Raw genomic sequence first — 25,893 nt, forward strand, 5'->3', positions numbered from 1 at the left:
CGGGGCGAAGCCCTGAGCCAGCCGGTGCCTCACGCCGCGCCTCCCTTCTTGGCCTTGGCTTTCGCCTTCAGGGCCTGCATCCGGGTCTCGAACGCGCTGTCCGACAGGCGGACCACGATCCGGTCCGGCAGCCGCAGGTCGACGATGGTGATGTCGCGCGTCAGCAGCTTCTTCTCGCGGTCGAGCTCGGAGAGCTGGAACAGCGCGTCGTCCAGCCCTTCCTGGGGAAGCCGCACGTCGATGCCATTGCGCATCTTCAGGGTCCAGCGGCGGTCGGCGACCAGGATCGCCGCGCGCACCCGGTCGCGGATCACCGGTACCCGGCCGAGCGCCTCGACGATCTCGCCGACCCGCTTCTCGGCACCTTCGCCGACCACGATCGGCAGGCTGACATAGCGCGGATCGTCGGAATAGGGCGCGATCGGCATGCCGTCGCGCGCGATCACCTGGATCTGGCCGTTGAACTGCCAGAGCGCATAGGCCTCGCGCTCTACGACCGAAATATCGATGCGATCCGGATAGAGCTTGCGGACCGTGGCGGCGGCGATCCAGGGCATCGCTTCGAGCCGGGCGCGCGTCGCGTCGGCATCGACGAACAGGATCGAGGTGCTGGACTTGATCCCCGCCGCGGCCAGGATTTCGGGCGGCGTCACATGGTTCTGGCCGGAGAGATTGACCTGCCGCACCTTGAAGCCCGCGGCGTTCGCCGCGAGATCCCCGACATCCACCAGGATCGATTCGGCTTCTTCGATATGGCCGCCGAGGATCACGCCATAGACCGAGAAGCCTCCGATCACCAGAACAGTGAGCAGGCTCGCGCCGCGCCGTCCGATCCGCGAGGCGCCGAGGCGCACGGTGATTCGGCGGAGCAGGAGGGCGGTGCGGCTGGCAGGCGCCGGCTCGCGCATGGGAACCGGCGTGCGGCGGCCGGCGGGCTGGCCGGCGTCCCGGCGCGCGGAGCCGGGCTTCAGCGGTCCAGCGATGCGTCCTCCACCATCCATGTCACAAGCTCGCCGAAAGAAACGCCCGCATGGGCCGCCAGTTCGGGCACCAAAGAGGTCTCGGTCATGCCGGGCTGCGTGTTGACCTCCAGGCAGACGAGGCCCGAGGCATCCCCGGTCCGCGCGTCGTATCGGAAGTCCGCACGGGAGACGCCCCGGCAACCGAGCGCCTTGTGCGCCAGTGCAGTAAGTATCCGCACCTGTTGGTAAACTTCGGGTAAAATCCGGGCCGGAAGAATGTGCCGCGAGCCGCCGGGCGCGTATTTGGATTCGTAATCGTAAAAAGCGTGGGTCGCTTCGATCTCGATGACGTCCAGCGGCTCCCCGCGCATCATCGCGCAGGTCAGTTCGAGGCCGGGAATGAACCGCTCGGCGAGCAGGGTTTCGCCGTGCGGCCAATCCGTGCGGTGCAACTCCTGGGGCGGGTGATCCTGGTCCTCGCGCACGATGAAGACGCCGACGCTGGAGCCCTCGGCCACCGGCTTCAGCACGTAAGGCGGCGCCATCACGTGGCCCCGCGCCGCTTCCGCCCGCGACACCACGAAGCCGTCCGGCACCGCGATCCCGGCCGCCGCCATCACCACCTTGGCCTGTGCCTTGTCCATGGCGAGCGCCGAGGAGAGGACGCCGGAATGCGAATAGGGGATGCGCAGGATTTCGAGAATGCCCTGGATCGTGCCGTCCTCGCCGGGCCGGCCGTGCAGTACGTTGAGCGCGGCGTCCGGCTTCAAGCGGGCGAGCACCTCGGCGACGTCGCGCCCGACATCGACACGCGTGACCGCGTAGCCCGCGGCCTCGAGCGCGGCGGAGCAGGCCGCCCCCGACCGGAGCGAGACCTCGCGCTCGGCGGACCAGCCGCCCATCAGCACCGCGACATGTTTCGGCATGGAATGATCCTGTTGATCCCGGAGGGCGGGACGGATTAAAGCGCGCGCGGCGTTTGCAATCCTTTAACCGGCGGGGATGCCGATCCGCTTGATTTCCCATTCGAGCGCGATGCCGCTGGTCTCGCGCACGCGGCGGCGGACCTCCTCGCCCAGCGCCTCAATTTCGGCAGCGGTCGCCCCGCCGAGATTGATCAGGAAATTGGTGTGCAGGTCCGACACCTGGGCCCGGCCGAGGGTCAGGCCCCGGCAGCCCGCCGCATCGACGAGCTGCCAGGCCTTCCCGCCTTCGGGATTCTTGAAGGTGGAACCGCCGGTGCGGCTCTTCACCGGCTGCGTCGCCTCGCGCGAGGCGGTGATTCGCGCCATTTCCGCAGCAATCTCGGCGGGCACGCCGGGGGCACCCCGAAACCGCGCCGCGGTGAAGATCAGGTCGTCGGGAGCGGCGCAATGGCGATAGGTGAAGCCCATTTCGGCCGCGCTCAGGACGCGGACCGATCCGTTGCGCGTCACCGCCCGGCAGGAGACGAGAACGTCCTTGACCTCGCCGCCATAGGCGCCGCCGTTCATCCGCAGCGCGCCGCCGATCGCGCCGGGAATGCCGCGCAGAAAGGCGAGGCCGCCGATCCCGGCCTCGGCGGCCGCCCGCGCCACCTTCACGTCGGCCGCGCCCGCGCCCGCCTGAACGTCAAGCCCCTCGACGGTGATCGTGCCGAAGCCTTTGCCGAGGCGGACCACGAGACCCGGCAGCCCGCCGTCGCGCACGATCAGGTTGGAGCCGAGGCCGATCACCGTGACGGCGAGATCGGCCGGGAGGTGCGTCAGCGCATAAGCGAGGTCCGCTTCGTCCGCCGGCTCGAACAGGACCTGCGCCGGTCCGCCGACACGGAACCAGGTGAGGGGGGCGAGCGGGGCGTTCGCCACCAGCCGGCCGCGCAGCTCCGGCAGCGCGGCGGACAGCGCGGGAACGAGATCGGAAAAGCCGGGACCGGGGGCGTGCATGCCGTCGCTTTACCTTCTGGCCGGCGCCCTGCCAACGCGCACCGCGACCGGGCCGCCGCGGAGTTCCGTCACAGCACCACCACGCCGCGATGCTTGGCCTCGCCCTCCGGCTCGACATGGATGGTGATCTCCATGTCCTCCATGTCCGCCTCGAACGCCTGTTCGATCCGGTCGCAGATGTCGTGCGCGGCGGCGACCGTCATCGCGCCGGGGACCACGAGATGGAACTCGACGAAGGTGATGCGGCCGGCATGGCGGGTGCGCAGATCATGGGCCTCGAGCGCGCCTTCGGCATGAATGGACACCAGATCGCGGATCCGCGCCACGACGTCGGCGGGCGGGGCCTCGTCCATCAGGCCGCTGACCGAACTGCGCATGAGGCTCCAGCCGGTCCACAGGATATTGATTGCGACGATGGCGGCGATCGCCGGGTCGAGCACGGGCCAGCCGGTGAGCGGCACCAAGGCGAAGCCGATCAGGACGCCGCCGGAGGTCACGACGTCGGTGAAGAGGTGGCGGCCGTCTGCGCTGAGCGCCGGGGAGCGCCATTTCCGGCCGGTGCGCATCAGAACGACGCACCACGCGGCATTGATCACGGTGGCGAGGGCATTGAGCGCGGCGCCGTCCCAGGGCTGGTCGGGCAGCCGCGGATCGAGGAAGCCGAGATAGGCCTCGCGCAGGATCGAGCCCGCCGCCAGCACGATCAGCACGCCTTCCGCGACGGCGGAAATATATTCGGCCTTGTGGTGCCCGTAAGGATGGTTGGCATCGGCCGGCTGTGCGCTGATCTTCAGCGCGACCAGCGCGCCGAGCGATCCGGCGACATTGATGATGCTTTCCAGCGCGTCCGAGAGCAGGGCGACCGAGCCGGTGACCCACCAGGCGAGCGTCTTGATGCCGAGGACGGCGATGCCGACGCCGACGCTCGCGGCGGCGACCCAGAGGGCGCGCTTCATCCTCGTCGGGTCCCCCGGGATCGGTTGCGATGCCGACTGCCTAGCGGCTCCCGCGCTGCAGCGCAACCGCGGCCGTCACCGCGCCTCGGCGGCGCCCGCGGCCAGTTCCGCGGGAAGCGCGTAGGCCCATTGCGTGATGTTGCCGGCGCCGAGACAGATCACGTAATCCCCGGGCTTGGCGAGGCCGGCGACGAGGCCGGCGAGGGCTTCGGGGCCTTCGAGCGCCGTCACGCTGCGATGGCCGCGCGCCCGCAGGCCCTGCACCAGATGGTCGCGGTCGGCGCCGGGGATCGGCGCCTCCCCCGCGGCATAGACCGGCGCCACGATGACGTGGTCGGCCTCGTTGAAGCAGGTGGAGAAATCGTCGAACAAGGCGGCGAGGCGGCTGTAGCGGTGCGGCTGGACGACCGCGATCACTTGCCCCTCGGTCGCCGCGCGGGCGGCCTTCAGGACGGCCGCGATCTCCACCGGGTGGTGGCCGTAATCGTCGAAGATGGCGGCCCCATTCCACTCGCCGGTCCGGGTGAAGCGCCGCTTGACGCCGCCGAAGGCGGCCAGGGCGCCGACAATGGCGTCATCCGAGACGCCGAGCTCGTGCGCGACGGCGATCGCGGCGGTGGCGTTCAGCGCATTGTGGCGACCGGGCATCGGCAGGCGCAGATCGTCGATGCGGTGGACGACGTCGCCGGCGCGGTCGCGGAACAGAATCGAGAAGCGGGTGATGCCGCCCTTCAGATCGACGTCGACCAGCCGGACGTCGGCCTGCGGGTTCTCGCCATAGGTGATGACCCGCCGATCCTCGATCCGCCCGACCATGGCCTGGACCACGGGATGGTCGATGCACATCACGGCGAAGCCGTAGAACGGCACGTTTTCGACGAACGCCTTGAAGGCTTCCTGGACCCGCTCGAAGGTCTTGAAATGATCGAGATGCTCGGGGTCGATATTGGTGACGATCGCGACTTCGGCCGGCAGTTTCAGGAAGGTGCCGTCGCTTTCGTCGGCCTCGACCACCATCCATTCCCCGTCGCCGAGCCGGGCATTGGTGCCGTAGGCGTTGATGATGCCGCCATTGATCACGGTCGGGTCGATGCCACCGGCATCGAGCAGGGTTGCGACCAGAGAGGTGGTCGTGGTCTTGCCGTGGGTACCGGCGATGGCGACGCAGCTCTTCAGGCGCATCAGTTCCGCCAGCATCTCGGCGCGGCGCACCACCGGCAGCCGGCGGGCGCGGGCAGCGAGAAGCTCGGGATTGTCGCGCTTGATGGCGGAGGAGACCACGACCACGTCGGCCGCGGCGACGTTCGCCGCATCGTGCCCGACGGTCACGGCGATGCCCTTGTCGCGCAGGCGCTTGACGTTCGCGCTCTCGGCCACGTCCGAGCCCTGGACCTGATAGCCGAGATTGTGCAGCACCTCGGCGATGCCGCTCATGCCGATGCCGCCGATGCCGACAAAATGGATCGAGCCGAGGGCCTGGGGCAGCTTCATTCCGTGGACCTTCCTTCGAACGAGGCGATCGGCGCCCCCCGCGCCAGATGCACGACGAGGTCCGCCAGCCGGTCGGCGGCATCGAGCGCGCCGGCGCTTCTCGCCGCTTCGGCCATCGCCGTCAATGCGTGGGGATCGGCCGCGAGGCGGCGCAGTTCGCCGGCGACCCGCTCGGGCGTGAAGGCGTCCTGCGGCACAAGCAGGGCGCCGCCAGCGCGTTCGATGAGCCGGGCATTGGCGGCCTGGTCCTGGTCCAGCGCGTGGGGCAGCGGCACCAGGACAGCGGGCCGGCCGATCGCGGCGAGTTCGGCCACCGTCGAGGCGCCGGAGCGCGAAATGACGAGATGGGCCTGCGCCATGCGCTCCGGCAGATCCTTGAAGAAGGGCGCGATGTCCGCCGCGACGCCGGCCCGGGCATAGGCTTCCCGCACCCGCTCGATATCCTCCGGGCGGGCCTGCTGGACCACTCTGAGACGGGCGCGCAGCGCGGGTTCGAGGCGGGCGACGGCGTCGGGGACGACGTCCGCCATCACGCGGGCGCCCTGGCTGCCGCCGAACACGAGCAGCCGAAACGCCTCGCCGGTGGGCGGGAAGGGCAAGGCCGCGGCCGAGATCACCGCCGCGCGCAGCGGGTTGCCGGTCCAGACCGCCTTTTCCGCGAGCGCCGGCTCGCCGGCGCAGATGCCGGGAAATCCGGTTGCGATCGCCGTCACGCGCGGCGCGAGCAGGCGGTTCGCCCGCCCCATGACGCCGTTCGCCTCGTGGATCAGGGTCGGGACGCCGCGAAGGCGCGCCGCCACCAGCGGGGGCAGGGTGGGATAGCCGCCGAAGCCGACCACCACCGCCGGCTTCAGCCGGCGCATTAAAGCGAGGCCGGCGAGCAGGCCGGAGGCGAGCGCATAGGCGGTCTTGGCGAGCGCGACCGGCGAGCGGCCGCGCACCGTCTCGGAGGGCAGGATATGCATCCGGCCGGCCGGAAAGGCGCCGACATAGCGCGCGGCGCGGTGGTCGGTCGCGAGGTCGACCCGCAGGCCGCGCGCCTCCAGCGCCGCGGCGAGGGCCTCGGCGGGGAAGAGGTGGCCGCCGGTGCCGCCGGCGGCGAGGAGCGCGAGCTGCGGGCTCATGCGGCGCCGGACGCGGCCCGCCGGTCCATCGGCGGTTCGCTGAGCGCGGCGAGGGCGGCCGCGCCGGGGCGCCGGCGCGACAGCGCCAGAAGCATGCCCATGCCGAAGGCGAGCGAGATCAGCGAGGAGCCGCCATAGGAGATGAAGGGCAGGGTCATCCCCTTGGCCGGGATGAGATGCACGTTCACCATCATGTTGATCGAGGCTTGCAGCCCGAACAGCAAGGCGAGCCCGGTCGCCGCGAAGCGGGCGAAGGGGTCCTGTTCGTCGAGCGCGCGGGTCAGGCTGCGGACGATGATGAAGGCGAACAGGCCGAGCAGGATCAGGCACAGGATGATGCCGAACTCCTCCGCCGCCACGGCGAAGACGAAATCGGTGTGGCCGTCCGGCAGGATCCGCTTGACCGTCCCCTCGCCCGGTCCCTGGCCGAACCAGCCGCCATGGCGGAAGCTCTCGAGCGCGGTGTCGATCTGGTAGGTGTCGCCCGAATCGGGATCGAGGAAGCGGTCGATGCGCTTTCGGACGTGCGGCACCACATTATAGGCCGTGACGATGCCGCCGATTCCGAGCCCGACGAGGCCGACCATCCAGATCCAGCGCAGGCCGGCCAGGAAGAACAGCGCGCCCCACACCAGAATGACCAGCATGGTCTGGCCGAAATCCGGCTGCATGATGAGTGGCAGCACCACGATTCCGAGCAGCCCCATGGCGAGAAGCTGCGCCGGCATTTCGGGTCGCTTGCTGCTCTCCGCGAACAGCCAGGCTGCGAGCACGACGAAAGCGGGCTTGAGAAATTCCGAAGGCTGGACCGTGATGCCGGCGATCATCAGCCAGCGGCGCGCACCCTTCACTTCGGGACCGAAGACCAGGGTGGCGAACAGCAGGGCCAGGAAGACGAGGAATACCGCCATGCACACGCGCCGGATCGAGCGGGGCGAGAGGAAGGACGTGCCGATCAGCACGGCGGTCGCCGGCACCAGGAACAGCACCTGCCGCTGGACGAAATGGAACGGATCGGGAATGCCGAGCCGCGCCGCCACGGGTGGGCTGGCCGCGAGGCACAGCACGATCCCCATCGTCATGAGCACGAACAGGGCGCCGAGCAGCAGGCGGTCCACCGTCCACCACCATTCGCTGAGCACGGTGCGATCGGCGCGCGACATCATGGGGACGGAACTCCAGGCTGGATGCGGAGCGCCAGAATGGGGCTGCTTGGTTGACACGCGATTAAGGCCCGCAGCCTCCGTTGCGCGATCTCGCGCGGTCGGCCGGATCCGGCCCCTTTCCCTCCGGACGGGGGCGCGCGACACATGAGTGGCGTTTTGGCTCCGCCCCGGGATGCCGCCCCGCCCCGCGCCGCTCCCGCGCCGGCCGATCCGACATCGGCGGCGGGTTCTGCGCTGCCTGCGAGCCGATCGCGCGACATGCGCGCGCGCATGCCGGCGCCGCTCCGGGACGCGCGGCGGTGACGGCGGCGCCCCGTGCCGACGCGCCCCGCGCGCTGCCCGCGAATTTTCGCGCCTGGTTCGCGGCGCGGGGCTGGCAGCCGCGCGCCCACCAGCTCGACCTCCTCGCCTGCGCCCAAGCCGGCCGGTCCGCTCTGCTCATCGCGCCGACCGGTGCGGGCAAGACCCTCGCGGGCTTCCTTCCCACCCTTGTGGAACTGGGGGAGGCCCGCGACGCGCGGCGCACCTCCGGCAGTGCCGGGCGCACGCCGCCGGAGCGGATCTCGCCGCTCCATACCCTCTATATTTCGCCTCTCAAGGCGCTGGCGGTGGACATCGCGCGCAATCTCGAGGCGCCGGTGGCGGAAATGGGCCTGCCGATCCGGGTCGAGACCCGCACCGGCGACACCCCCGCTTCGCGCCGTCAGAGGCAGAGGCGCGACCCGCCCGACATCCTCCTGACCACGCCCGAACAGCTTTCTCTCCTCCTCGCCTCCAGCGACGGGGCCCATCTGTTCTCGGGGCTGAAGCGCGTGATCCTCGACGAGCTGCATGCCCTCGTCATATCCAAGCGGGGCGACCTCCTCGCGCTCGCGCTGGCACGGCTGCGCGCCGTCGCGCCCGGTCTCCAGGCGGTGGGGCTATCGGCGACGGTGGCGGAGCCGGACGATCTGCGCCGCTATCTGGTCGGCCAGACCGAAAGCGGGGCCATGGCCGATCTTCTCGTCGCCGCGGGCGGTGCGGCACCGGACGTCTCGATGCTTGAGACCCGTGTGCCAATGCCCTGGGCGACCCACACTGCGCTGCACGCGCTGCCGGAAGTGTACGGGCTGATCGGCGCCCATAAAATGAGCCTGGTCTTCGTCAATACGCGCTGGCAGGCGGAATTCCTGTTCCAGGAATTGTGGCGCATCAACGAGGACAATCTGCCGATCGCGCTCCACCACGGATCGCTCGACGTCGAGCAGCGGCGCCGGGTCGAGAGCGCGATGGCCGCGGGGCGGCTGCGGGCGGTGGTCTGCACCTCTTCGCTCGATCTCGGCATCGACTGGGGCGATGTCGACCAGGTGATCAATATCGGCGCGCCCAAAGGGGCCTCGCGCCTGATGCAGCGCATTGGACGCGCCAATCACCGGCTCGACGAGAGTTCTCACGCCGTCCTCGTTCCGGCGAACCGCTTCGAGGTTCTGGAATGCCGCGCCGCGCTGGAGGCTGTGCGGGCCGGCGCCCAGGACACCCCGCCCGAGCGGACGGGTGCGCTCGACGTGCTCGCCCAGCATGTGCTCGGCATGGCCTGTGCCACGCCCTTCTCGGCCGAGGCTTTGTTCCGCGAGGTGCGCTCGGCTGCGCCCTATCGGGATCTCGACTTCGCCGACTTCGAGCAGGTCGTCGATTTCGTCGCCACCGGCGGCTACGCGCTGCGCGCCTATGAGCGCTACGCCAAGATCCGCAGGACCAAGGACGGCCTCTGGCGCGTCGCAAATCCGATGGTGGCCCAGTCCTATCGCCTGAATGTCGGCACCATCGTCGAGGCGACGATGATCAAGGTGCGGTTGGTCTCCGCGCGCGGCGCCGCCAAGAGCGGCGTGGCGGGACGGCCGCGCTATGGCGGCAAAGTGCTGGGGGAGGTGGAGGAATATTTCGTCGAGACGCTGGTTCCGGGAGACACCTTCGTCTTCGCCGGCGAAATCCTGCGCTACGAGGCGATGGTGGAAGAGGAGATCTACGTCTCCCGCAGCACCGCCACCGAGCCCAAGGTGCCGTCCTACGAGGGCGGAAAGTTCCCCCTCTCCACCTTCCTCGCCGCGGGCGTGCGGGCGCTGCTCGCGGCGCCGGAGCGCTGGGGCGCCCTGCCGGCCCAGGTGCGCGACTGGCTCGAATTGCAGCGTGTCCGCTCCCGCCTTCCCGGGCGGAGCGATCTGCTGGTCGAGACCTTCGCACGGGCCGGGCGCTTTTATCTGGTCTGCTACCCCTTCGAGGGTCGGCTCGCCCACCAGACGCTGGGCATGCTGCTGACGCGCCGGCTGGAGCGGGCGCGGCTCAAGCCGCTCGGCTTCGTCGCCAACGATTATGCCATCGCGGTCTATGCGGCGGGCGACATGGGTGCCGCGGTGTCGGACGGGCGGCTTTCGCTCGCGGCCCTGTTCGATCCCGACATGCTCGGCGACGACCTCGAAGCCTGGCTCGCCGAGAGTTCGCTGATGAAGCGTACCTTCCGCACGTGCGCGATCATCGCGGGGCTGATCGAGCGGCGCTTTCCCGGCAAGGAGAAGACGCGGCGCCAGGTCACGGTGTCCACCGACCTGGTCTACGACGTGCTGCGCCGGCATGAACCTGGCCACATGCTGTTGCGCGCCGCGCGGGCGGACGCCGCCACCGGGCTGCTCGACGTGCGGCGCCTGTCCGACATGCTGATGCGGGTGCGGGGCCGCATCGTCCATCAGCCGCTGGACCGGGTCTCGCCGCTCTCGGTGCCGGTTCTGCTTGAGATCGGCCGGGAAAGCGTCGGCGGCGCTGACACCTCGGAGGCGCTCCTGGAGGAGGCCGAGGAGGCACTCGTCCGGGAGGCGATGACGTGAGGTGCATGGCCCCGGCCGGCGATCCGCGCCCGTCGACGAGCGGAGGTCAGATCCGAGCTTGACTTTGACCGTGCGCGGAGACGCAATTCAGGGTTGAGGCCTCCTTATCGGAAGATCGACCTATGGCTGCGCCCTTCTCCTTCGCTCCGGAAAATCTCTACCAGCCGATCAATCCCTGGGAGTTCTTCGGCTCCCAGTTCGGCTTCTTCAACGTCATCATCGGCGACACGCCGCGCCCGGATCTCGAAAAGACCATCCTGAAGGATGTCGGCAGCTATGGCCGGCAGATCGGCCGGATCGGCGAGGCGCTCCAGGTGATCATGCGCCACATGGACCACAGCAAGCTCACCGAGCCGGAGCGTCGGGCTTTGGTGATGCTCGAGGCGCAGCTTCTCGAAATCGAGAACATCAAGTCGCGCGCAAGCCCGCGATAGGCGCCGCGGCGCGGCGCCGATCCGGCGTCAGGCCGCGAGGCTCGGGCGGAGCGTCGCCCAGGCGTCGGCGCCCCGCTCGGCCAGTTCCGCCCAGCGCGATGCCGGCACCACCGCCCGGATCGCCACTTCGAAAGACGGGCGCTGCCGGCATCGCGCGATCCAGGCGGCGACCGGCGGATGGCGCTCGCGCACCATGTCGCCCATGCCGAAATGCTCCAGCGCGCAGACATAGGGAATGAGGGCCGCGTCGGCGAGGCTGAAGGTCTCTCCCGTGATCCACGGACCGCCCGTGGACAAGGCGGCATCCATCTCGGCCATGGTGGCGTCGAGCATGCGCACCGAATCACGGGTTTCCTGGGAGGACAGGCCGGCCGCCAGAAGCCGCGCCTGGCGTTCGCGCCGCTTGGGGTCCTTCACCGCCGCGAGCATCGCCTGCTGCTCCGCCTCGGTCTTTTTCAGCCAGGCCGGCCGGACCATGAGCGGCCAACCGAGTTCGCCGAAGCCGGGATGGATCTTCTCGTCCACCATCTTGGTCCAATAGCGCATCCGGGCGCGGCCGACCGCATCGTGGGGCCGCAGCGCCGGATCGGGATAACGGTCGTCGAGATATTCGATGATGATCGTCGATTCCGTCACGATCACCCCATCGTCCCGCAGCGTCGGCACCACCCCCTTGGGGTTGAGGGCCAGATACTCGGGACGAAGGTTCTCCTTGTCCGCGAGATTGACGATATGGCCCTCGAAGGCGAGCCCCTTTTCCGCAAGCACGAGGCGCACCTTTTGCGCGCAGGGCGACAGAGGCGAATGCCAGATTTCGATCATTTTCGGCGCCTTTTGGTGGGTGCGACAGGGGGCAGTTCGAAAATCGACGCGAGATAGGGGATGAGATGCCGCATCGCCTCTTCGGCATCGACCGGGGCGTGCGGGAGGCCGACCAATTGCTCCGGGCGGCCATTGTCGGCGCGCACGAACATCATCGCGCCGAAGATGCATTTCAGGCGCCAGAGCAGATCGCGCTCGCCGAGATCCGGCCGGATCTTCCTCAGCGCCGCGACGAACAGCGGCGCCACCTCGTCATAGAGGCCGAAGACGGTTTCGCGCACTTCGGGCGCGGGATCGGTCGAGGAGAGGCCGGAGAGCCGGCGGAAGGTCTCGCCGGCCTCGCTGCTGACGATGATGGTCGGGCCGATAAAGGCTTCCAGCACTTCGCGCAGATCGGGCGCGAGGCTGCGGTCCGGCCAGGCCTTCTCCAGCCGCGCGAGGCGTTCCGCGTTCATCGGCAGGACACGGCGCTCGAAGACGGCGCGGAACAGCGACAGCTTGGTGCGGTAATAATAATGCGCCGAGGCGAGATTGACCCCGGCTTCCGCCGTGATCGTGCGCACCGAAACGCCATTGAACCCGCGTTCGGCGAAGAGCCGCTCGGCGGCATCCAGCAGGCGCCCGCTCGGGTCGTCGGCGGCGGGGATCGCGGTGGTGTCTTCCGACCGGTTCAAGGGCGTTCTCCAGGCGATAAAAAATAAGACGGACGTTTGACTTTTTCAACGGCTTGTTCCAGCTTCTCAAGAAAGCCGAATGGCTGCTGGAGACCACCGAAGAGGTTGCTCGATCAATCCGGGAGCTTGGGCATGCCGACGCCGCGACGAACCCTCCGTATCTCTACAGTCCTGTTGAGCGCAGCCTTGATGCTGCCGGCCCCGGCCTTCGCGCAAGTCGCCGAGCCGGTCATCGGCGTGTCCTCGCGCAGCTTTAATCCGGGCTTCTCCAACATGTGGATCGGCCAGGCGCTGGGCCTGTTCGGCAAGGACATTCAGCCCAAATCGGTCGGTACCCAGGGGGCGTCCGAAAACCTTCAGCTGATGCTGTCCGGCCAGATCACCATGAGCACGGGCACACAGGACATCATCCTGACCTCGGCGGCCGAAGGGCGGAAGCTGCCGGCGGTCATCCCCTGCGTCTATCTGCGTGGCGTGCTGCACCGTATTTCGGTCCTGCCGAACAGCCCGATCACGGGCTATGCGGATCTGAAGGGCAAGCGGATCGGCGTTCCGACGCTCGCTTATGGCGGCGTGGGTTATCTCAAATTCGCGCTTCGACATGCCGGCATCGCCTTCGCCGACGTCAATCTGGTGGCGGTAGGAGATGGGCAGCAGGCGGCGGTGGCGCTCGATTCCGGCCGCATCGACGCGCTGCTGAACGCCGATGTGGACGTGGTGCGCCTGAAGACCTTGGGCGTGAACGTGCGCGTGCTCGATCAGCCGGACAATATGAAGAATGCGGCAACCGCCTATGTCTTCGCCTTTGCCCGGCCCTGGTACGAGGGCCACAAGGCGGAAGCCCTCGGCATCCTCAAGGGGCTGATCCGCTCGATCATCGTGATGACCGAGAACCCGGAAGCTGCGGTGCGCGTCAGCTATTACATGCACCCGGCGTCGATCCCGAGCGGCATCTCGCGCGAGAAGGCGATCAGCGATGCCGTCACCATCATCAAGACGCGCGCGCCGCTGATTTCCCGCGACGCGGCGGCGAACGACAAATGGTGTTCCTTCTCGAAGGAGAACTGGACCGATTTCGTCGAGATTCTCGGCCTCGAAGGCAAGGTCGATCCGATGGATTTCTATACCTCCGAACTGATCGACGGCGTCAACACGATCGACGACAAGGCGATGCGCGAATGGGCGCGGGGCCTGAAGGTTCCCGAGACGGACGCCGAGATCGCGAAATGGCTCGCCGGACTGAAGCCGCCGCTCTGACGGTTCGACGCCCGCAGCACAAATGGCTCTGCGGGCGTCGCTCGGGCCCTCCGAACGGTCTTCACGCCCGCGGCGGCGTCGGACAATTGGATTTGAGGGGGCCGCCTTTCACCCCCCGACACGAAAATTTTTCATGACGTCAGAGATGCGGCCCGTCGGCCCGGATCTGGCGCTCGCGCTTTGCCTTGGAGTCGTCCATGTCTCAACTTGTGCGTTCCAGTGATCTCGCTTCGCCGGCGGCCGGTGCGGGCCCCTCCGAAATCGATCTGATCGAGCCGGGCGAATTCCTTTCCGCCCGCTTCGTCGATCTGCCGAAAGGCGGTGCCCATGCGGTCGAGGCCGCGCCGGGCACGGACGCCTATCTCTATCTGTTCTCGGGCGATGCGGTGCTCGAAACGGCCGGGCGGACGCAGCCCTTTTCCGCCGGCGCCTTCCTGCCGCTCGCCGAGGGCGGCGTGGTCACGATTACCGGGGTGGCAGGGCAGAGCCGGCTCTATGTCGTCACGGCCAAAGGCCCGGACCTGCCCGGTGTTCCCGCGACCGCCGACGCGATCCTGGTCGATTCGCTCCCGGTGCTCGACGTTCCCGAGCAGCTGAAGCAGCGCGTATTTCTCGTCGGCAAGGAATCGATCCCGTCCGAGCGGTCGCACGGCATGATCGTCAAATATACCGGCGACACCTGGACCAAGAGCCACCATCATCCCAATGCGGAGAGCGTGTTCTTCTTTCTCACCGGCAACGCTTTGGTTCTCGCGAATGGGGCGGAGCATCCGGTTTCGGCCGGCGACTTCGTCTATTTCGCGGTCAACGACAGCCATGGGCTGCGCAGCGCGGACAAAGAAGGCCTGAGCTTTCTCGAGTTTCACGCCCCCAGCAAGTTCGTTACGGTCCACGAGGCCTCCTGAACGCAGCGCCGGCTGCTGAAATCGGCGGCCGGACGGCGTCCCGAGGCGGCCTTTGTCGGTCGCCTCGACGCCCCGGGGACGTCGGCTTCATTTGTTTCAGTCTTCGCGTTCGGGCGCCGGCGGCTGAGCCGTCTCTGTCCTGTCAATAATTCGAGTTTCGACCGCGTCGCAGCGGCGTGATCCGATCCGGCGTTCGCAGGATCCCGCATCGGCGTCCGCGGCCCGCACGCGCGCCAAGCGCCTGCCTCGCTTCGCCGATTCCGCCTCGGCATTCTCCGCCTGGCACGCGCTTCCCCTCCCGCCATTGCACCATCCTTGACCGCTGCATTTCGCGGCCTGCGACGGCGCGCGCCGGTCTGACGGCGACGCCGGAGTGTTGCAGCGCAAGGGAATCGCTGCCTACGCATGCTGCATATGCACAAACATTGATCTCGATCAAAAAATGCGCGCGACCTATTGATCCGCCCGCGCACATTTGTAAGTATCCTTACATTCTTGTGGTCCGGAGCGGCGAGGGCGAGGGTGATGAAGTCGGTGGAGCGGGTCATCGTGGCGGGGTGCGGGCCGGTGGGCGCCGTGATGGCGTTGGCCCTGATCCGCAAAGGAATTCCGGTGACGATCGTCGAGGCGGACGCCGAGCCGAAAATGGACCAGCGCGCCGCCACCGTGCACCCTCCGACGGTCGAAATGCTCGCCGAACTCGACCTTCTCGACGATGCATTCGAGACCGGCCTGCAGTCCCCGATCTTCCATTTCCGCGACCGCACGACGGGTGAACTCGTGGCGGTGTTCGACGTGCAGGTGCTGGAAGGGGAGGTCGCCTATCCCTTCGTGCTGCAATGGGAGCAGTACAAGCTGGTGCGCGCCGTGATGAAACGGCTGGAGAGCCATCCGCTCGCCGACATGCGCTTCTCGACCCGCCTCGTCGATCTCGGCCAGAGCGCCGACAAGGTCGAGGCGACGGTGGTCAATCCGGCCGGCGAGACCGAACTCCTCCAGGCGCGCTACATCATCGGCACAGACGGCGGACGCTCCACGGTGCGCCGGCTCGCCGACATCGAGTTCGAAGGCTTCACCTGGCCGGAGCGCTTCATCAAGATCGGCACCCAGTTCGACTTCATCGGTGCCGGCACCGGCTACTGCACCCGCAATTATTTCTCCGATCCCGACGAATGGCTGAACCTGTTCAAGGTGAAGGGTGAAGACGAAGAGGGTGTTTGGCGCGGCATCTTCCCCGTGCCGGCCGATGAGCCCGACGAGGCGGCCCTCAGCGCCGAGGGCGTGCAGCGCCGCCTTCAGGGCCTGTTCCCGAAGGCGGGCGATTACGACATCGCCTATCACGCGCTCTATGCCGTGCATCAGCGCGTCGCGAAAACCTTCAACAAGGGCCGCGTCCTGCTCGCCGGCGACAGCGCGCACGTCAACAATCCGATCGGCGGCATGGGCATGAATGGTGGCATCCACGATGCCATGAACCTCGCCGACAAGCTCGCCGACGTCTGGTTCGGCCGGGCCGAGCCGGACGTGTTCGACCGCTACACCCGCCAGCGCCGCAAGGCGCAGGTCGATTTCGTCCAGGCCCAGACGATCCTCAACAAGAAGTCGCTGGAAGAACGCGATCCGGCGTTGCGACGCGAGCATCTCGACCGGCTGCGCAAGACCTCCGAGGATCTCGCACTGCACCGCAAGTTCCTGTTCCGCTCGTCGCTGTTCGACAGTCTGCGCGAAGCCAACGAGGTGCTCTGAAGGCGGGCCGCGGTCCCGCGCCTCGGCGGCACGGGAGGGAGCCGGGCGCGAAGTCCATTTCGTCCCGCGTCGCGGGGTCTAGACCACTTGTCCTTCCCTATCGGAAGGCGTTCAGACGGGGTGACCGCGGCATGTCCGCAGATGCTGACACGCAGGGCTGGGTCGGGGTGCGCCTCCTGCGCAAGGAGGATCGCCGCCATCTCCTCGGCGCCTCAACCTTCACCGCGGACGTCCGGGTGCCCGGACTGCTGGAGGTCGCGTTCGTCCGCAGCCAGTTCGCCCATGGCCGGCTCGGCGCGGTGGCGAAGCCCGACGGCGCCCGCGTCTTCTCGGCGGAAGACTTTCCTCACCTGAAGCCGATCGACGGCGGCCCGGAACTGCCGAGCTTCCGCGCCGCGCCGTACCATGCCTTCGCCCGCGACAAGGTGCATTTCGTCGGCCAGATCGTGGCCGCTTGCCTGGCGCCGACGCGGGCGCAGGCGGAGGATCTCGCGGACCAGGTCGGGGTCGAGGTCGATGCGCTCCCGGCGGTGGTCGACACGGTAGAGGCGCTCGCCCCCGGCGCCGCGATCCTCCACGACGGATTCCCGGACAACGCCTTCATCCACGCGACCGTCACCGAGGGCGACATCGCCGCGGTCGCAGCCGCCGCTCCGGTCGCGCTGCGCCGGACCTTCCGCATGAACCGGCAGGCGACGGTGTCGCTCGAAGGCCGGGGCGTGCTTGCGTATTGGGATCACCGGCTGGACGAACTGGTGGTGACGCTCTCCACCCAGGGCGCGCATGTGATGCGCATCGGCCTTGCCATGGCACTCGGGCTGCCGGAGCACAAATTGCACCTTATCGCGCCAGACGTCGGCGGCGGTTTCGGCGGCAAGAACCGGCTCATGCCCGAGGAGGTGGCGGTCTGTGCCTTGGCGCTGAAGACCGGCCGCCCGGTGCGCTGGATCGAGGATCGCCGCGAACATCTCATGGCCTCGGTGCATTGCCGCGAGCACCATTACGACATCACGCTCTATGCCACGCGCGAGGGGCGGCTCCTCGGCCTGAAGGGCGAGGTCCATATCGATGCCGGCGCCTATTCGCTCTGGCCGTCGGGTCCGTTCATGGAAGCGAGCATGGCGGCCCGCAACCTGCCGGGCCCCTATCAGATGCAGGCGCTCCATGTGGAAACCCACACGGTCGCGACCTCCAAGGCGCCGATGGGACCCTATCGCGGCGTCGCGCGCCCCGGCGCCTGTTTCGCGATCGAGCGCGCCGTCGACGAACTGGCGCATGCCATCGGCATGGAGCCGGCCGAGGTCCGGCGCATCAATCTCGTCGGACCGCACCAGATGCCCTACCGCACCATCGGCGGCATGCAGCTCGATTCCGGCGATTATCCCCAGGCGCTCGAAAGGGTTCGGGAGATGGTGGACCTCGCGGCGCTGCGCCGGCGCCAGCAGGCGGGCGAAGACGACGGACGGCGCATCGGCGTCGGGTTCGCGGTCTATACCGAGCAGAGCGGCCACGGCGCCGCGGAATGGACCAAGCGCAAGTCGCGCATCGTCCCGGGCTACGAATCGGCGACCGCGCGCATGCTGCCGGACGGGACGCTGCTTCTGCTCGTCGGCATCCAGAATCATGGCCAGGGTCTCGAAACCTCGCTCGCCCAGATCGCGGCGCAGGAGCTTTCTCTCGATCCCCACGCCATCTCGGTACGTTATGGCGACACCGCGCTGACGCCGTTCGGCTTCGGCACCTTCGCCTCGCGCAGCATCGTGTTTTCGGGCGGCGCCGTGGCGCGGGCGACGCGCGCCCTCGCCGACAAGGCCCGCCGCATCGGCGCCCATCTGCTCCAGGCGGACGTTGCCGACACCCGCCTCGCGGACGGAGCGGTGCACGGGCCGAACGGCAAGGTCTCGCTCGCCGAGATCGCGCGCGCGGCGAATGTCCGCCAGGAATTCCTGCCTGCCGGCATGCCGCCTCTGCTGGACGAGACCGCGACCTACGAGCCGGAGGAATCCGGCGGCTTCTTCTCCTATGGCGCCCATGCGGCGGTGGTGGCGGTGGACCCGGAGACCGGCGTCACAACGACCCTCGATTATGCCATCGCCGAGGATTGCGGGACGATGATCAATCCGATGATCGTCGACGGCCAGATCATCGGCGGGGTCGCCCAAGGCATCGGGACGGCGCTCTATGAGGAGATCCCCTACGACGCGGACGGCCAGCCGCTCGCGACCACGTTCGGGGATTATATGGTGCCCTGCGCGCCCGAGCTTCCGGCGCTGCGCATCCATCATCTCGTCACCCCGGCGCACGGCACCGAATACGGTGTGAAGGGCATGGGGGAGGGCGGCGCCATCGCCCCGCCGGCCGCCATCGCCAATGCGGTAAGCGATGCCCTGCGCGATTTCGGGGCGCGGATCTGGGAAACCCCGCTCACGCCGCGCCGGGTCTCGGACGCGGTTGCGGCGGCGTGCGGCGATCGTTCGGAGGATGCCGTATGAAGCCCGCTGCGGTCGATTATGTGCGCCCGGCGGACCTCGCCGCGGCCTGTTCTCTCCTCGCCGAGGCCGGCGATGCGGCGATGCCGGTGTCCGGCGGCCAGTCCCTGATCCCGATGATGAGCCTGCGGCTCACCGGCTTCGAGACCCTCGTCGATATTTCGCGGATCGCGGCGCTGAAGCGGACCGAGACCGATGCGACCCATGTCGTGATCGGCGCGGCCACGACCCATGCCGCGATCGAGGACGGCGCGATCCCCGATCCCTCGCATGGCCTGATGGCGCGCATTGCCGGCCGCATCGCCTATCGCGCGGTCCGCAATCTCGGCACGATCGGCGGCTCGGTCGCGCTGGCCGACCCCGCCGCCGACTGGCCGTGCTGTCTTCTGGCGCTCGGCGCGGACATCCTGCTCGCCGGGCCGGACGGCGCGCGGACGCTGCCGGCGGACGGCTTCTTCCTCGGCCCGTACGAGACCGCGCGGGCACCGGCGGAAATCATCACCGGCTTCCGGATTCCGCGCCTGGCGGAGGGTGCGCGTTGGGGCACCAGCAAAGTGGCCCGCAAGAGCGGCGCCTTCTCGGATTCGCTCGCCGTGGCGATCCTGCTTCCGGACGGCGGCGGGCGGATCGCCCTGACCGGCACGTCCTCTCATCCCCGCCTCCTGCCGGCGGCGGGCGCGGCTTTGGCGGCGCGCGATTCCGCTGCGCTGCGGGCGACGGTGAAGGCCGAGCTCGCCGCCCTCGGCGAAGATGCGGACCCCTACCGCGCCCGCTGTCATCTCGCCACCGTCACCCGTGCCGCCGAGGAGGCGTGGAGCGCATGACCGCCATCACTCTCACCCTCAATGGCGACCGCGTCCGCGAAGAGGTCGAGCCGCGGGACATCCTGGCCGATCTGCTGCGGGACCGGCTGCGCCTGACCGGAACCCATCTCGGCTGCGAGCACGGCGCCTGCGGCGCCTGCACGGTGACGCTCGACGGCCTACCGGTGCGGTCCTGCATCGTGCTCGCGGTGATGTGCGACGGCAGGACGGTCGAGACCATCGAGGGCACCCGGGCAGATGCCACCATGGACGTCATCCGGCGCCATTTCCACGAGCAGCATGCGCTGCAATGCGGCTTCTGCACCCCCGGCATGCTGATCGCCGCGCGCGACATCATCGCCCGCCACACACGGCCGGACGAGGCCACCGTGCGGCGCGAGCTGTCCGGCCAGGTGTGTCGCTGCACCGGCTATATGGGCATCGTCGCCGCCATCCGCGCCGCCGCGGCCGAGCTTCATCCCGCGCCGGGCGCGGACCTTCGCACACCAGACCTGTCAACGAGTTGAGGGTGGACCCGTCCATGCGTCTCGATGCCTATACGCACCTGTTTCCGCCGGCTTATTTCGAGCGGATGCAGCAGCACGTCGCCAATAAGGGCGCGATCAAGCGCTGGCTGAACCTGCCGACCCTCTGGGACGTCGAGGCGCGGCTGCGCATGATCGACAGCTTCGGCGATTACCAGCAGGTTCTCGCCAATTCCATGCCCGCGGTGGAGTACATCGTCGGCCCGGATCTGTCCCCGGAACTCTCGCGCATCGCCAATGACGGTTTTGCGGAGCTCGTCGCCAAGTATCCCGATCATTTCCCCGCCTTTATCGCCTCACTGCCGATGAACAATCCCGAGGCGGCGGTCGCAGAGATAGACCGGGCGATCGGCGATCTCGGTGCCAAGGGCGTGCAGATCTTCACCAATGTGAATGGCCGGCCGCTCGACGAGGAGGAGTTCTATCCGATCTTCGAGCGCATGGCGCACCACGATCTGCCGATCTGGCTGCACCCGTCGCGCGGTCCGGATTTCGTCGACTACAAGTCGGAGAAGAAGTCGAAATACGAGATCTGGTGGACATTCGGCTGGCCGTACGAGACCAGCGCCGCCATGTCCCACATCGTGTTCTCCAAGATCCTGGAGCGACTGCCGACTCTGAAGATCATCACCCACCACATGGGGGCGATGATCCCGTTCTTCGAGGGGCGCGTCGGCCCCGGCTGGGACCAGCTCGGCAGCCGCACCAATGACGAGGATTACGAAGGCCTGCTGAAGTCGCTGAAGAAGCGGCCGATCGACTATTTCCGCATGTTCTACGCCGATACGGCGCTGTTCGGTTCGCTGTCCGGCACGAAATGCGGCCTGGATTTCTTCCCGGTCGAGCAGATCGTCTTCGCCAGCGACTGCCCGTTCGACCCCGAGGGGGGCTACCAGTTCATCCGCGAGACCCTGCGCGTGCTGGATGCCCTCGATCTGACGCCGGAGCAGCGGGAGAAGATCATGGGCGGCAATCTCCGCCGCATGATGAAGTTGAGCTGAGGATCGTACCGCGTAACCGCCCAGAAGCGGGCCCGGAAAGGGCCCGCCGACAAGATCACTTCCAGATTTCTTGAACCGAAGAAATGGGGATCGACATGACGAAATTGACACTTCCGGGATTGCCGGGTCTGACCCGTCGCACCCTGCTTCAGGGCGCCGCCGCGCTCGGCGCCGCCGGCATCGTCGCGATGCCGCACGTCGCGCGGGCGGCGGATTCCGTGCGATTCAGCCTGGAATTCCGCATTTACGGCGGTAACGCGCCGTTCTTTTACGGCGTCGAGAAGGGCTTCTTCAAGGATCTCGGCATCGACATCCAGCTCGACGGATCCGCCGGCTCGGGCGAAGCCGTCCGGCGCATCGCCAGCGGGACCCACGAATTCGCGACGGCGGATTTCGCGACCGTGGTCGAGTTCGTCGGCCGCAATCCGACCGTGGGCCTGAAGTCGGCGATGATGGTGTTCGACAACTTCCCCGCCGTGGTCCTGAGCCTCAAGCGCAAGCCGCTCACCAAGCTCGATCAGCTGGTCGGGGCGAGGATCGGCGTCGCGGCCTCCTCCGCCGCCACCCGGATTCTTCCGGCGCTTCTGAAGGCCCACAATATCGATCCGACCAAGATCGACTTCGTCAATATCGATGTGAAGCTGCGCGACACGCTGTTGCTGAAGGGCGAAGTCGATGCCGTGATCGCGTTCGACTACACCGCGATCTTCAATCTCATGGAGAGCGGTGTGAAGCAGGAGGACATCGTCCTGCTCTATTATTCGGAGAACGGCTTCGCCGCGCCCGGCAATTCCTTCGTCGCCTCCAAGGCGATGATGGAGACCAAGCCGGACCTGACCAAGCGCATGGCGCAGGCGATCGCCCGCTGCTGGGTCGAGGGCAATAAGGACCGAGAGGGCTGCATCGCCGCCGTCAGCAAGCGCGAGCGCCTGCTCGATCCGAAGGTGGAACTGGCGCGGCTCAACTTCGTCTATGCCAAGCACGTCCTGACCAAGAACGTGATGGCGAACGGCCTCGGTGCGGTCACCAACGAGCGTCTGGTCAAGAGCATCGGCATCCTCACCGAGAGCCTCGACCTCAAGCCGGAGCCGAGCGTCGCCCAGGTCTATGACGACCAGTTCCTGCCCCCCCTCAAGGATCGGCGGTTCACCTGATGCTGGCCTTCTCTCCAACCCCGGCTTCGGCGCTTCCGTCCGCTCCCCAGGGGGATGCGGGCGGCGGCCCGGGTGCGGCGCCGTTCGTCAAGCTCGACGGCGTCAGCCTCTCCTATGGCGGTCCGGAAGGGCTGAAGGCCCTGTCCAATACGCACATGGCGATCGAGAAGGGCCGCTTCGTCGCGGTGGTCGGCCCTTCGGGTTGCGGAAAGTCCTCGCTGATGAAGCTGGTGACCGGGCTGCTGCCGCCGACCGAGGGCAGCATCTCGGTCGGCGGCGCGAAGGTGGCCGGGCCGCTGAAGATCGTCGGCATGGCGTTCCAGAACCCGACGCTCCTTCCCTGGCGGCCGCTTCTGTCCAACGTGATGCTGCCGCTCGAAATCGTCCAGCCGCACCGCACGCGGCTGCGCGCTCACAAGGCGGAGTATCTGCGCAAGGCGCGGGATCTGCTCGAGACCGTCGGGCTCGGGGAATTCGAGGACAAATTCCCCTGGATGCTCTCGGGCGGCATGCAGCAGCGCGCCAATCTGTGCCGCTCGCTGATCCACGACCCGGATCTCCTGATGCTGGACGAACCGTTCGGCGCGCTCGACGCCTTCACCCGCGAGGAATTGTGGGGCGTGCTCCAGGAGGTGTGGATGGAGCGTCGCTTCACCTGCATCCTGGTGACCCATGATCTGCGTGAGGCGGCCTTTCTCGCCGACACCATCTATGTGATGAGCGCCCGCCCCGGCACGATCATCGCGAAGCACGAGGTCGACCTGCCGCGGCCGCGCACGGTGGACAGCACCTTCGAGCCGCGTTTCGTCGATCTGGTCCACACCATCCGTAGCCAAATCGCCCAGGTCCGGAACGAGGCGAAGCAAGCGGCCAAGGCAAAGGCGTCCTGACATGAGCCCGAACTCCCGCAGAAACATGGAGCGGCTGGCACCCTGGGTGGTCACGATCGGCCTGCTGCTGATCTGGCAGGCCGTGGTGATGGTGTTCCAGATCGAGCCGTTCGTGATGCCGGCGCCGACCGCCATCTTCGAGGCCTTTCTTCAGTATCGCGATTCGATCCTGATCCATGCCTGGCACACCATGGTATCGACCCTGCTCGGCTTCGTGCTGGGCATTGTCGTCGGCCTGTTGCTCGGCATCTTCATCGGCTCCTCGCGGCTGGTCTATGCCGGCCTCTATCCGGTCCTGATCGGCTTTAATTCGGTGCCGAAGGTCGCGATGGTGCCGGTCCTGGTGCTGTGGCTCGGCATCGGTCAGCCGACCGCGGTCGCCACCGCCTTCCTGCTGTGCTTCTTCCCGATCGCGGTCAATGTGGCGACCGGGCTCGCGACGGTCGAGCCGGAACTCGAGGACGTGCTGCGCTCGCTCGGCGCCTCGCGCACCGACATTCTGCTCAAGGTGGGCCTGCCGCGCGCCATGCCCTATTTCTTCGCCTCGCTGAAGGTCGCGATTACCCTCGCTTTCGTGGGGGCGGTGATCTCGGAGACCTTGGCGTCGAACGACGGCATCGGCTATCTGATGATTCAGGCTTCCTCCCAGTTCCGGGTCCCCCTGATGTTCGCTGGCCTCGCCGTGATCGCCGCCATGGGCGTCGTCACCTATCTCTTCTTTGCCGTGATCGAGAGGCGCATGACCGGATGGGCGGTGCGCGGGCAGAATTTGGCGCCGGGGGGTGGCGGGTGAGGCCGTCCCCCAAGTCTGAGGCCAAGTCTGAGGCCACGCCTGAGGCCAAGCTTGGGCCCAATCCTGGGCCCAAGTCTCCCCCAAATTCTGCCCCCAAGCCTGGCCGGACCGTCCGTCTCCCCCGCGCGGGGGCCGGCACCGAAGCGGCGGCGATGGCGTTGAACGGGACCGAGATCACCGAACCGGTGGAGGGCCTGTTCTCGCTCTGGTCGCGTCCCGGCTTTCTGGTGCGCCGGTTGCACCAGATCAGCGTCGCGGTGTTCATCGAGGGCATGGCCGAGCTGGAGCTGACCCCGCTTCAGTTCGGTGCTCTCTCGATCATCGCGGTCAATCCGGGGATGGAGCAGGCCGCGGTGGGCACCGAACTCGGCGTCGACCGTGCCAACAATGCCGACGTGCTGAACCGGCTGGAGAAGGGCGCCCTGATCGTGCGGCATACCGCGCCCCACGACCGCCGCACCAAGAAAGTCTATCTGACGCAACGCGGCCGCGAAATGGTTCTGGCCGGCAACGAACGGTTTGCCGACATCCAGAAGCGCTTCCTCGGCCCGCTCTCGGCGACCGAGCGGAAAATCTTTCTTGCCCTTCTCTCCAAGCTGATCGAGGAGAACAATTCACTGGGCCGCACGGTCCTGCGGTTTGCGGAACGATAAGAGGACCATGGGGCAGGACGTCGGGAAGGGCGGCACGCGCCGCCGGGATGCGAGCGTCGTAGCGCTGGTGAGCGCGGCGCACTTCGTCAGCCATTTCTACATGCTGCTTCTGCCGCCGCTGTTCCTGGCGGTACAGGCGGATTTCGACGTCGGCTTCACCACGCTGGGTCTGCCGCTCGCCGCCTTCAGTCTGGTGACGGTGTTGCTCCAGGTGCCGGTCGGTGGGCTCGCGGATGCCTGGAGCGCGCGCGGCGTGTTCATGCTCGGGCTTCTGCTCGGGGCTGCCGCCGTCGCCGCCGCCGCACTCTCGTCGAGCTTTACCGGCCTCGTGGTGGCGTTCGGCGTGCTCGGCCTCGCCAACACCGCCTATCACCCGGCCGCCTATCGGATCCTCGCCTATCGGATCGCCCCCGAGCGCCTCGGCTATGCCTTCTCCGTCCACACCTTTTCCGGTTTCCTCGGCGCGGCCTGCGCCCCCGGAATCCTGATTCTGCTCGCTTCGCTGTTCGGCTGGCGGATGGCGATGTTGTGCGCCGCCGGCCTCGGCGCGGTGGTGGCGCTGATCCTTCTGGCCGGCTGGCCGCTGCTCGCAGATCGCTCCTCCGCACCGGTGACGACGGCGCCGTCCGGTCCGACCCGGATCTGGTCGGCGGAAGTGGTGCGCAACCTGTTCGTCTTCGCCTGCCTCGCCGCGTCCAATGCCGGCGTCCAGGGCTATACCGTCGTCGCGTTGACGCAGGCCTGGGGGATGCCGATCGTGGCGGGCGCGGCGGCGGTGTCGAGCTATCTTTTCCTCCTCACCCTCGGCGTGTTGGTGGGCGGTTTCGTCGCCGAGCGGTTTCCCCGGCACGATCTCGTCATGGCAACCGGGCTCGGCGCCTCCGCCGCCGCGCTCGTCCTGGTCGGGCTGTTGCAATTCGATGCCACCATGTTGCTCGTGGTGTTTGCGGTGGGCGGCTTCACCAACGGCCTCGTCCTGCCCTCGCGCGACCTGATCGTGAAAGCGGCGACGCCCGCGGGGGCCTTCGGCCGGGTGTTCGCGATCGTCACCACCGGCTTCAGCCTCGGCAACATGGTTGCGCCCTTCATCTTCGGGCCGCTGATGGACCACGGCGCACCGCGCGGCGTGTTCCTCGTCGTCGCCGCATTCACGCTCGGCGCGATCGTGCTGAGCCTCGTCGGCCGCCGCCGGCCGCCGGCCCTATCGTCCGCGCCGGCCGCCGTGGTGGATTGAGGGTCGGTGGC

The 25,893-nt window shown here is 68.0% G+C and carries 23 protein-coding genes; 14 read left to right on the forward strand and 9 right to left on the reverse strand.

Translation table 11 applies throughout. The features are described 5' to 3' along the window. Nucleotides 1-29: 29 nt before the first annotated feature. The 7 genes from EDC64_RS05150 to ftsW all read right to left on the reverse strand — a co-directional run bounded on the left by EDC64_RS05150 (nt 30) and on the right by ftsW (nt 7,624). Nucleotides 30-1,001: a cell division protein FtsQ/DivIB gene (locus tag EDC64_RS05150; protein WP_245504545.1), complete on the reverse strand. Its 972-nt coding sequence runs from the start codon at nt 999-1,001 to the stop codon at nt 30-32. Beyond that, the gene (locus tag EDC64_RS05155) at nt 968-1,888 is read right to left on the reverse strand and encodes a D-alanine--D-alanine ligase (RefSeq protein WP_132030183.1); all 921 of its coding nucleotides are present in this window, start codon (nt 1,886-1,888) and stop codon (nt 968-970) included. Before EDC64_RS05155 ends, EDC64_RS05150 begins: the two co-directional genes overlap by 34 nt. Before the next feature lie 63 nt (nt 1,889-1,951). Beyond that, the gene (gene murB / locus EDC64_RS05160; RefSeq protein WP_132030184.1) at nt 1,952-2,887 is read right to left on the reverse strand and encodes a UDP-N-acetylmuramate dehydrogenase; all 936 of its coding nucleotides are present in this window, start codon (nt 2,885-2,887) and stop codon (nt 1,952-1,954) included. 68 nt (nt 2,888-2,955) lie between these two features. After that, on the reverse strand, nt 2,956-3,843 hold the full coding sequence (locus EDC64_RS05165) for a cation diffusion facilitator family transporter (RefSeq protein ID WP_132030185.1): 888 nt from the start codon (nt 3,841-3,843) through the stop codon (nt 2,956-2,958). Nucleotides 3,844-3,918: 75 nt separating this feature from the next. After that, nucleotides 3,919-5,334: a UDP-N-acetylmuramate--L-alanine ligase gene (gene murC, locus EDC64_RS05170; RefSeq protein ID WP_132030186.1), complete on the reverse strand. Its 1,416-nt coding sequence runs from the start codon at nt 5,332-5,334 to the stop codon at nt 3,919-3,921. Continuing rightward, the gene (murG, locus tag EDC64_RS05175) at nt 5,331-6,458 is read right to left on the reverse strand and encodes an undecaprenyldiphospho-muramoylpentapeptide beta-N-acetylglucosaminyltransferase (RefSeq protein WP_132030187.1); all 1,128 of its coding nucleotides are present in this window, start codon (nt 6,456-6,458) and stop codon (nt 5,331-5,333) included. Before murG ends, murC begins: the two co-directional genes overlap by 4 nt. Further along, the gene (ftsW, locus tag EDC64_RS05180; RefSeq protein WP_132030188.1) at nt 6,455-7,624 is read right to left on the reverse strand and encodes a putative lipid II flippase FtsW; all 1,170 of its coding nucleotides are present in this window, start codon (nt 7,622-7,624) and stop codon (nt 6,455-6,457) included. The genes murG and ftsW overlap by 4 nt, the downstream gene beginning before the upstream one ends. A 299-nt stretch (nt 7,625-7,923) precedes the next feature. Here ftsW and EDC64_RS05185 point away from each other — a divergent pair, with 299 nt between their 5' ends. Next, nucleotides 7,924-10,482, forward strand: a complete 2,559-nt coding sequence (locus EDC64_RS05185; RefSeq protein ID WP_132030189.1) for a ligase-associated DNA damage response DEXH box helicase — start codon at nt 7,924-7,926, stop codon at nt 10,480-10,482. Nucleotides 10,483-10,604: 122 nt separating this feature from the next. Then, nucleotides 10,605-10,916, forward strand: a complete 312-nt coding sequence (locus EDC64_RS05190) for a hypothetical protein (RefSeq protein WP_132030190.1) — start codon at nt 10,605-10,607, stop codon at nt 10,914-10,916. A 27-nt stretch (nt 10,917-10,943) separates the two neighbouring features. Here the strand turns inward: EDC64_RS05190 and EDC64_RS05195 are convergent, their stop codons facing one another. Further along, nucleotides 10,944-11,738, reverse strand: a complete 795-nt coding sequence (locus tag EDC64_RS05195) for a glutathione S-transferase family protein (protein WP_165933642.1) — start codon at nt 11,736-11,738, stop codon at nt 10,944-10,946. After that, nucleotides 11,735-12,412 (reverse strand): TetR/AcrR family transcriptional regulator, encoded by a 678-nt coding sequence (locus EDC64_RS05200; protein WP_165933643.1) that lies wholly within the window; start codon nt 12,410-12,412, stop codon nt 11,735-11,737. The genes EDC64_RS05195 and EDC64_RS05200 overlap by 4 nt, the downstream gene beginning before the upstream one ends. A gap of 189 nt (nt 12,413-12,601) precedes the next feature. On the opposite strand from EDC64_RS05200, the gene EDC64_RS05205 reads away from it, so the two are divergent. The 12 genes from EDC64_RS05205 (at nt 12,602) to EDC64_RS05260 (ending at nt 25,882) form a co-directional block, all read left to right on the forward strand. Then, nucleotides 12,602-13,669: an ABC transporter substrate-binding protein gene (locus tag EDC64_RS05205; RefSeq protein WP_245504563.1), complete on the forward strand. Its 1,068-nt coding sequence runs from the start codon at nt 12,602-12,604 to the stop codon at nt 13,667-13,669. Nucleotides 13,670-13,866: 197 nt separating this feature from the next. Continuing rightward, entirely contained in the window at nt 13,867-14,574 is a 708-nt protein-coding gene (locus EDC64_RS05210; protein ID WP_132030194.1) for a cupin domain-containing protein, read from the forward strand. A gap of 525 nt (nt 14,575-15,099) precedes the next feature. Next, nucleotides 15,100-16,320, forward strand: a complete 1,221-nt coding sequence (locus EDC64_RS05215; RefSeq protein WP_132030195.1) for an FAD-dependent oxidoreductase — start codon at nt 15,100-15,102, stop codon at nt 16,318-16,320. 131 nt (nt 16,321-16,451) lie between these two features. Then, on the forward strand, nt 16,452-18,812 hold the full coding sequence (locus tag EDC64_RS05220) for a xanthine dehydrogenase family protein molybdopterin-binding subunit (protein WP_132030196.1): 2,361 nt from the start codon (nt 16,452-16,454) through the stop codon (nt 18,810-18,812). Continuing rightward, nucleotides 18,809-19,633 carry an FAD binding domain-containing protein gene (locus tag EDC64_RS05225; RefSeq protein ID WP_132030197.1) on the forward strand — a complete coding sequence of 275 codons (825 nt, stop codon included), beginning with the start codon at nt 18,809-18,811 and terminating at the stop codon, nt 19,631-19,633. The genes EDC64_RS05220 and EDC64_RS05225 overlap by 4 nt, the downstream gene beginning before the upstream one ends. Continuing rightward, the gene (locus tag EDC64_RS05230; protein WP_132030198.1) at nt 19,630-20,139 is read left to right on the forward strand and encodes a (2Fe-2S)-binding protein; all 510 of its coding nucleotides are present in this window, start codon (nt 19,630-19,632) and stop codon (nt 20,137-20,139) included. The genes EDC64_RS05225 and EDC64_RS05230 overlap by 4 nt, the downstream gene beginning before the upstream one ends. A gap of 14 nt (nt 20,140-20,153) precedes the next feature. Beyond that, the gene (locus tag EDC64_RS05235) at nt 20,154-21,158 is read left to right on the forward strand and encodes an amidohydrolase family protein (protein WP_132030199.1); all 1,005 of its coding nucleotides are present in this window, start codon (nt 20,154-20,156) and stop codon (nt 21,156-21,158) included. A gap of 95 nt (nt 21,159-21,253) precedes the next feature. Further along, nucleotides 21,254-22,312: an ABC transporter substrate-binding protein gene (locus EDC64_RS05240; protein ID WP_165933645.1), complete on the forward strand. Its 1,059-nt coding sequence runs from the start codon at nt 21,254-21,256 to the stop codon at nt 22,310-22,312. Next, entirely contained in the window at nt 22,312-23,202 is an 891-nt protein-coding gene (locus tag EDC64_RS05245) for an ABC transporter ATP-binding protein (protein WP_132030201.1), read from the forward strand. Before EDC64_RS05240 ends, EDC64_RS05245 begins: the two co-directional genes overlap by 1 nt. Nucleotide 23,203: 1 nt before the next feature. After that, on the forward strand, nt 23,204-23,995 hold the full coding sequence (locus EDC64_RS05250) for an ABC transporter permease (RefSeq protein WP_132030202.1): 792 nt from the start codon (nt 23,204-23,206) through the stop codon (nt 23,993-23,995). A gap of 152 nt (nt 23,996-24,147) precedes the next feature. Further along, entirely contained in the window at nt 24,148-24,648 is a 501-nt protein-coding gene (locus tag EDC64_RS05255; RefSeq protein WP_165933646.1) for a MarR family winged helix-turn-helix transcriptional regulator, read from the forward strand. A gap of 7 nt (nt 24,649-24,655) precedes the next feature. Beyond that, nucleotides 24,656-25,882 (forward strand): MFS transporter, encoded by a 1,227-nt coding sequence (locus EDC64_RS05260; protein ID WP_132030204.1) that lies wholly within the window; start codon nt 24,656-24,658, stop codon nt 25,880-25,882. Nucleotides 25,883-25,893 lie beyond the last annotated feature (11 nt).

Origin of the sequence: Aquabacter spiritensis (assembly GCF_004346185.1) — a bacterium.
GTDB classification, from domain to species: domain Bacteria; phylum Pseudomonadota; class Alphaproteobacteria; order Rhizobiales; family Xanthobacteraceae; genus Aquabacter; species Aquabacter spiritensis.

Excerpts from the sequence above, each read along its gene's own strand:
- EDC64_RS05250 (WP_132030202.1), top strand. The coding sequence starts at position 23,204 with ATGAGCCCGAACTCCCGCAGAAACATGGAGCGGCTGGCACCCTGGGTG.
- murG (WP_132030187.1), bottom strand. The coding sequence starts at position 6,458 with ATGAGCCCGCAGCTCGCGCTCCTCGCCGCCGGCGGCACCGGCGGCCAC.
- EDC64_RS05205 (WP_245504563.1), top strand. The coding sequence starts at position 12,602 with ATGCTGCCGGCCCCGGCCTTCGCGCAAGTCGCCGAGCCGGTCATCGGC.
- EDC64_RS05195 (WP_165933642.1), bottom strand. The coding sequence starts at position 11,738 with ATGATCGAAATCTGGCATTCGCCTCTGTCGCCCTGCGCGCAAAAGGTG.
- EDC64_RS05235 (WP_132030199.1), top strand. The coding sequence starts at position 20,154 with ATGCGTCTCGATGCCTATACGCACCTGTTTCCGCCGGCTTATTTCGAG.
- EDC64_RS05225 (WP_132030197.1), top strand. The coding sequence starts at position 18,809 with ATGAAGCCCGCTGCGGTCGATTATGTGCGCCCGGCGGACCTCGCCGCG.
- EDC64_RS05255 (WP_165933646.1), top strand. The coding sequence starts at position 24,148 with ATGGCGTTGAACGGGACCGAGATCACCGAACCGGTGGAGGGCCTGTTC.
- EDC64_RS05215 (WP_132030195.1), top strand. The coding sequence starts at position 15,100 with ATGAAGTCGGTGGAGCGGGTCATCGTGGCGGGGTGCGGGCCGGTGGGC.
- EDC64_RS05240 (WP_165933645.1), top strand. The coding sequence starts at position 21,254 with ATGACGAAATTGACACTTCCGGGATTGCCGGGTCTGACCCGTCGCACC.
- murB (WP_132030184.1), bottom strand. The coding sequence starts at position 2,887 with ATGCACGCCCCCGGTCCCGGCTTTTCCGATCTCGTTCCCGCGCTGTCC.
- EDC64_RS05150 (WP_245504545.1), bottom strand. The coding sequence starts at position 1,001 with ATGGATGGTGGAGGACGCATCGCTGGACCGCTGAAGCCCGGCTCCGCG.
- EDC64_RS05165 (WP_132030185.1), bottom strand. The coding sequence starts at position 3,843 with ATGAAGCGCGCCCTCTGGGTCGCCGCCGCGAGCGTCGGCGTCGGCATC.
- murC (WP_132030186.1), bottom strand. The coding sequence starts at position 5,334 with ATGAAGCTGCCCCAGGCCCTCGGCTCGATCCATTTTGTCGGCATCGGC.
- EDC64_RS05210 (WP_132030194.1), top strand. The coding sequence starts at position 13,867 with ATGTCTCAACTTGTGCGTTCCAGTGATCTCGCTTCGCCGGCGGCCGGT.
- ftsW (WP_132030188.1), bottom strand. The coding sequence starts at position 7,624 with ATGATGTCGCGCGCCGATCGCACCGTGCTCAGCGAATGGTGGTGGACG.
- EDC64_RS05260 (WP_132030204.1), top strand. The coding sequence starts at position 24,656 with ATGGGGCAGGACGTCGGGAAGGGCGGCACGCGCCGCCGGGATGCGAGC.
- EDC64_RS05245 (WP_132030201.1), top strand. The coding sequence starts at position 22,312 with ATGCTGGCCTTCTCTCCAACCCCGGCTTCGGCGCTTCCGTCCGCTCCC.
- EDC64_RS05230 (WP_132030198.1), top strand. The coding sequence starts at position 19,630 with ATGACCGCCATCACTCTCACCCTCAATGGCGACCGCGTCCGCGAAGAG.
- EDC64_RS05220 (WP_132030196.1), top strand. The coding sequence starts at position 16,452 with ATGTCCGCAGATGCTGACACGCAGGGCTGGGTCGGGGTGCGCCTCCTG.
- EDC64_RS05155 (WP_132030183.1), bottom strand. The coding sequence starts at position 1,888 with ATGCCGAAACATGTCGCGGTGCTGATGGGCGGCTGGTCCGCCGAGCGC.
- EDC64_RS05190 (WP_132030190.1), top strand. The coding sequence starts at position 10,605 with ATGGCTGCGCCCTTCTCCTTCGCTCCGGAAAATCTCTACCAGCCGATC.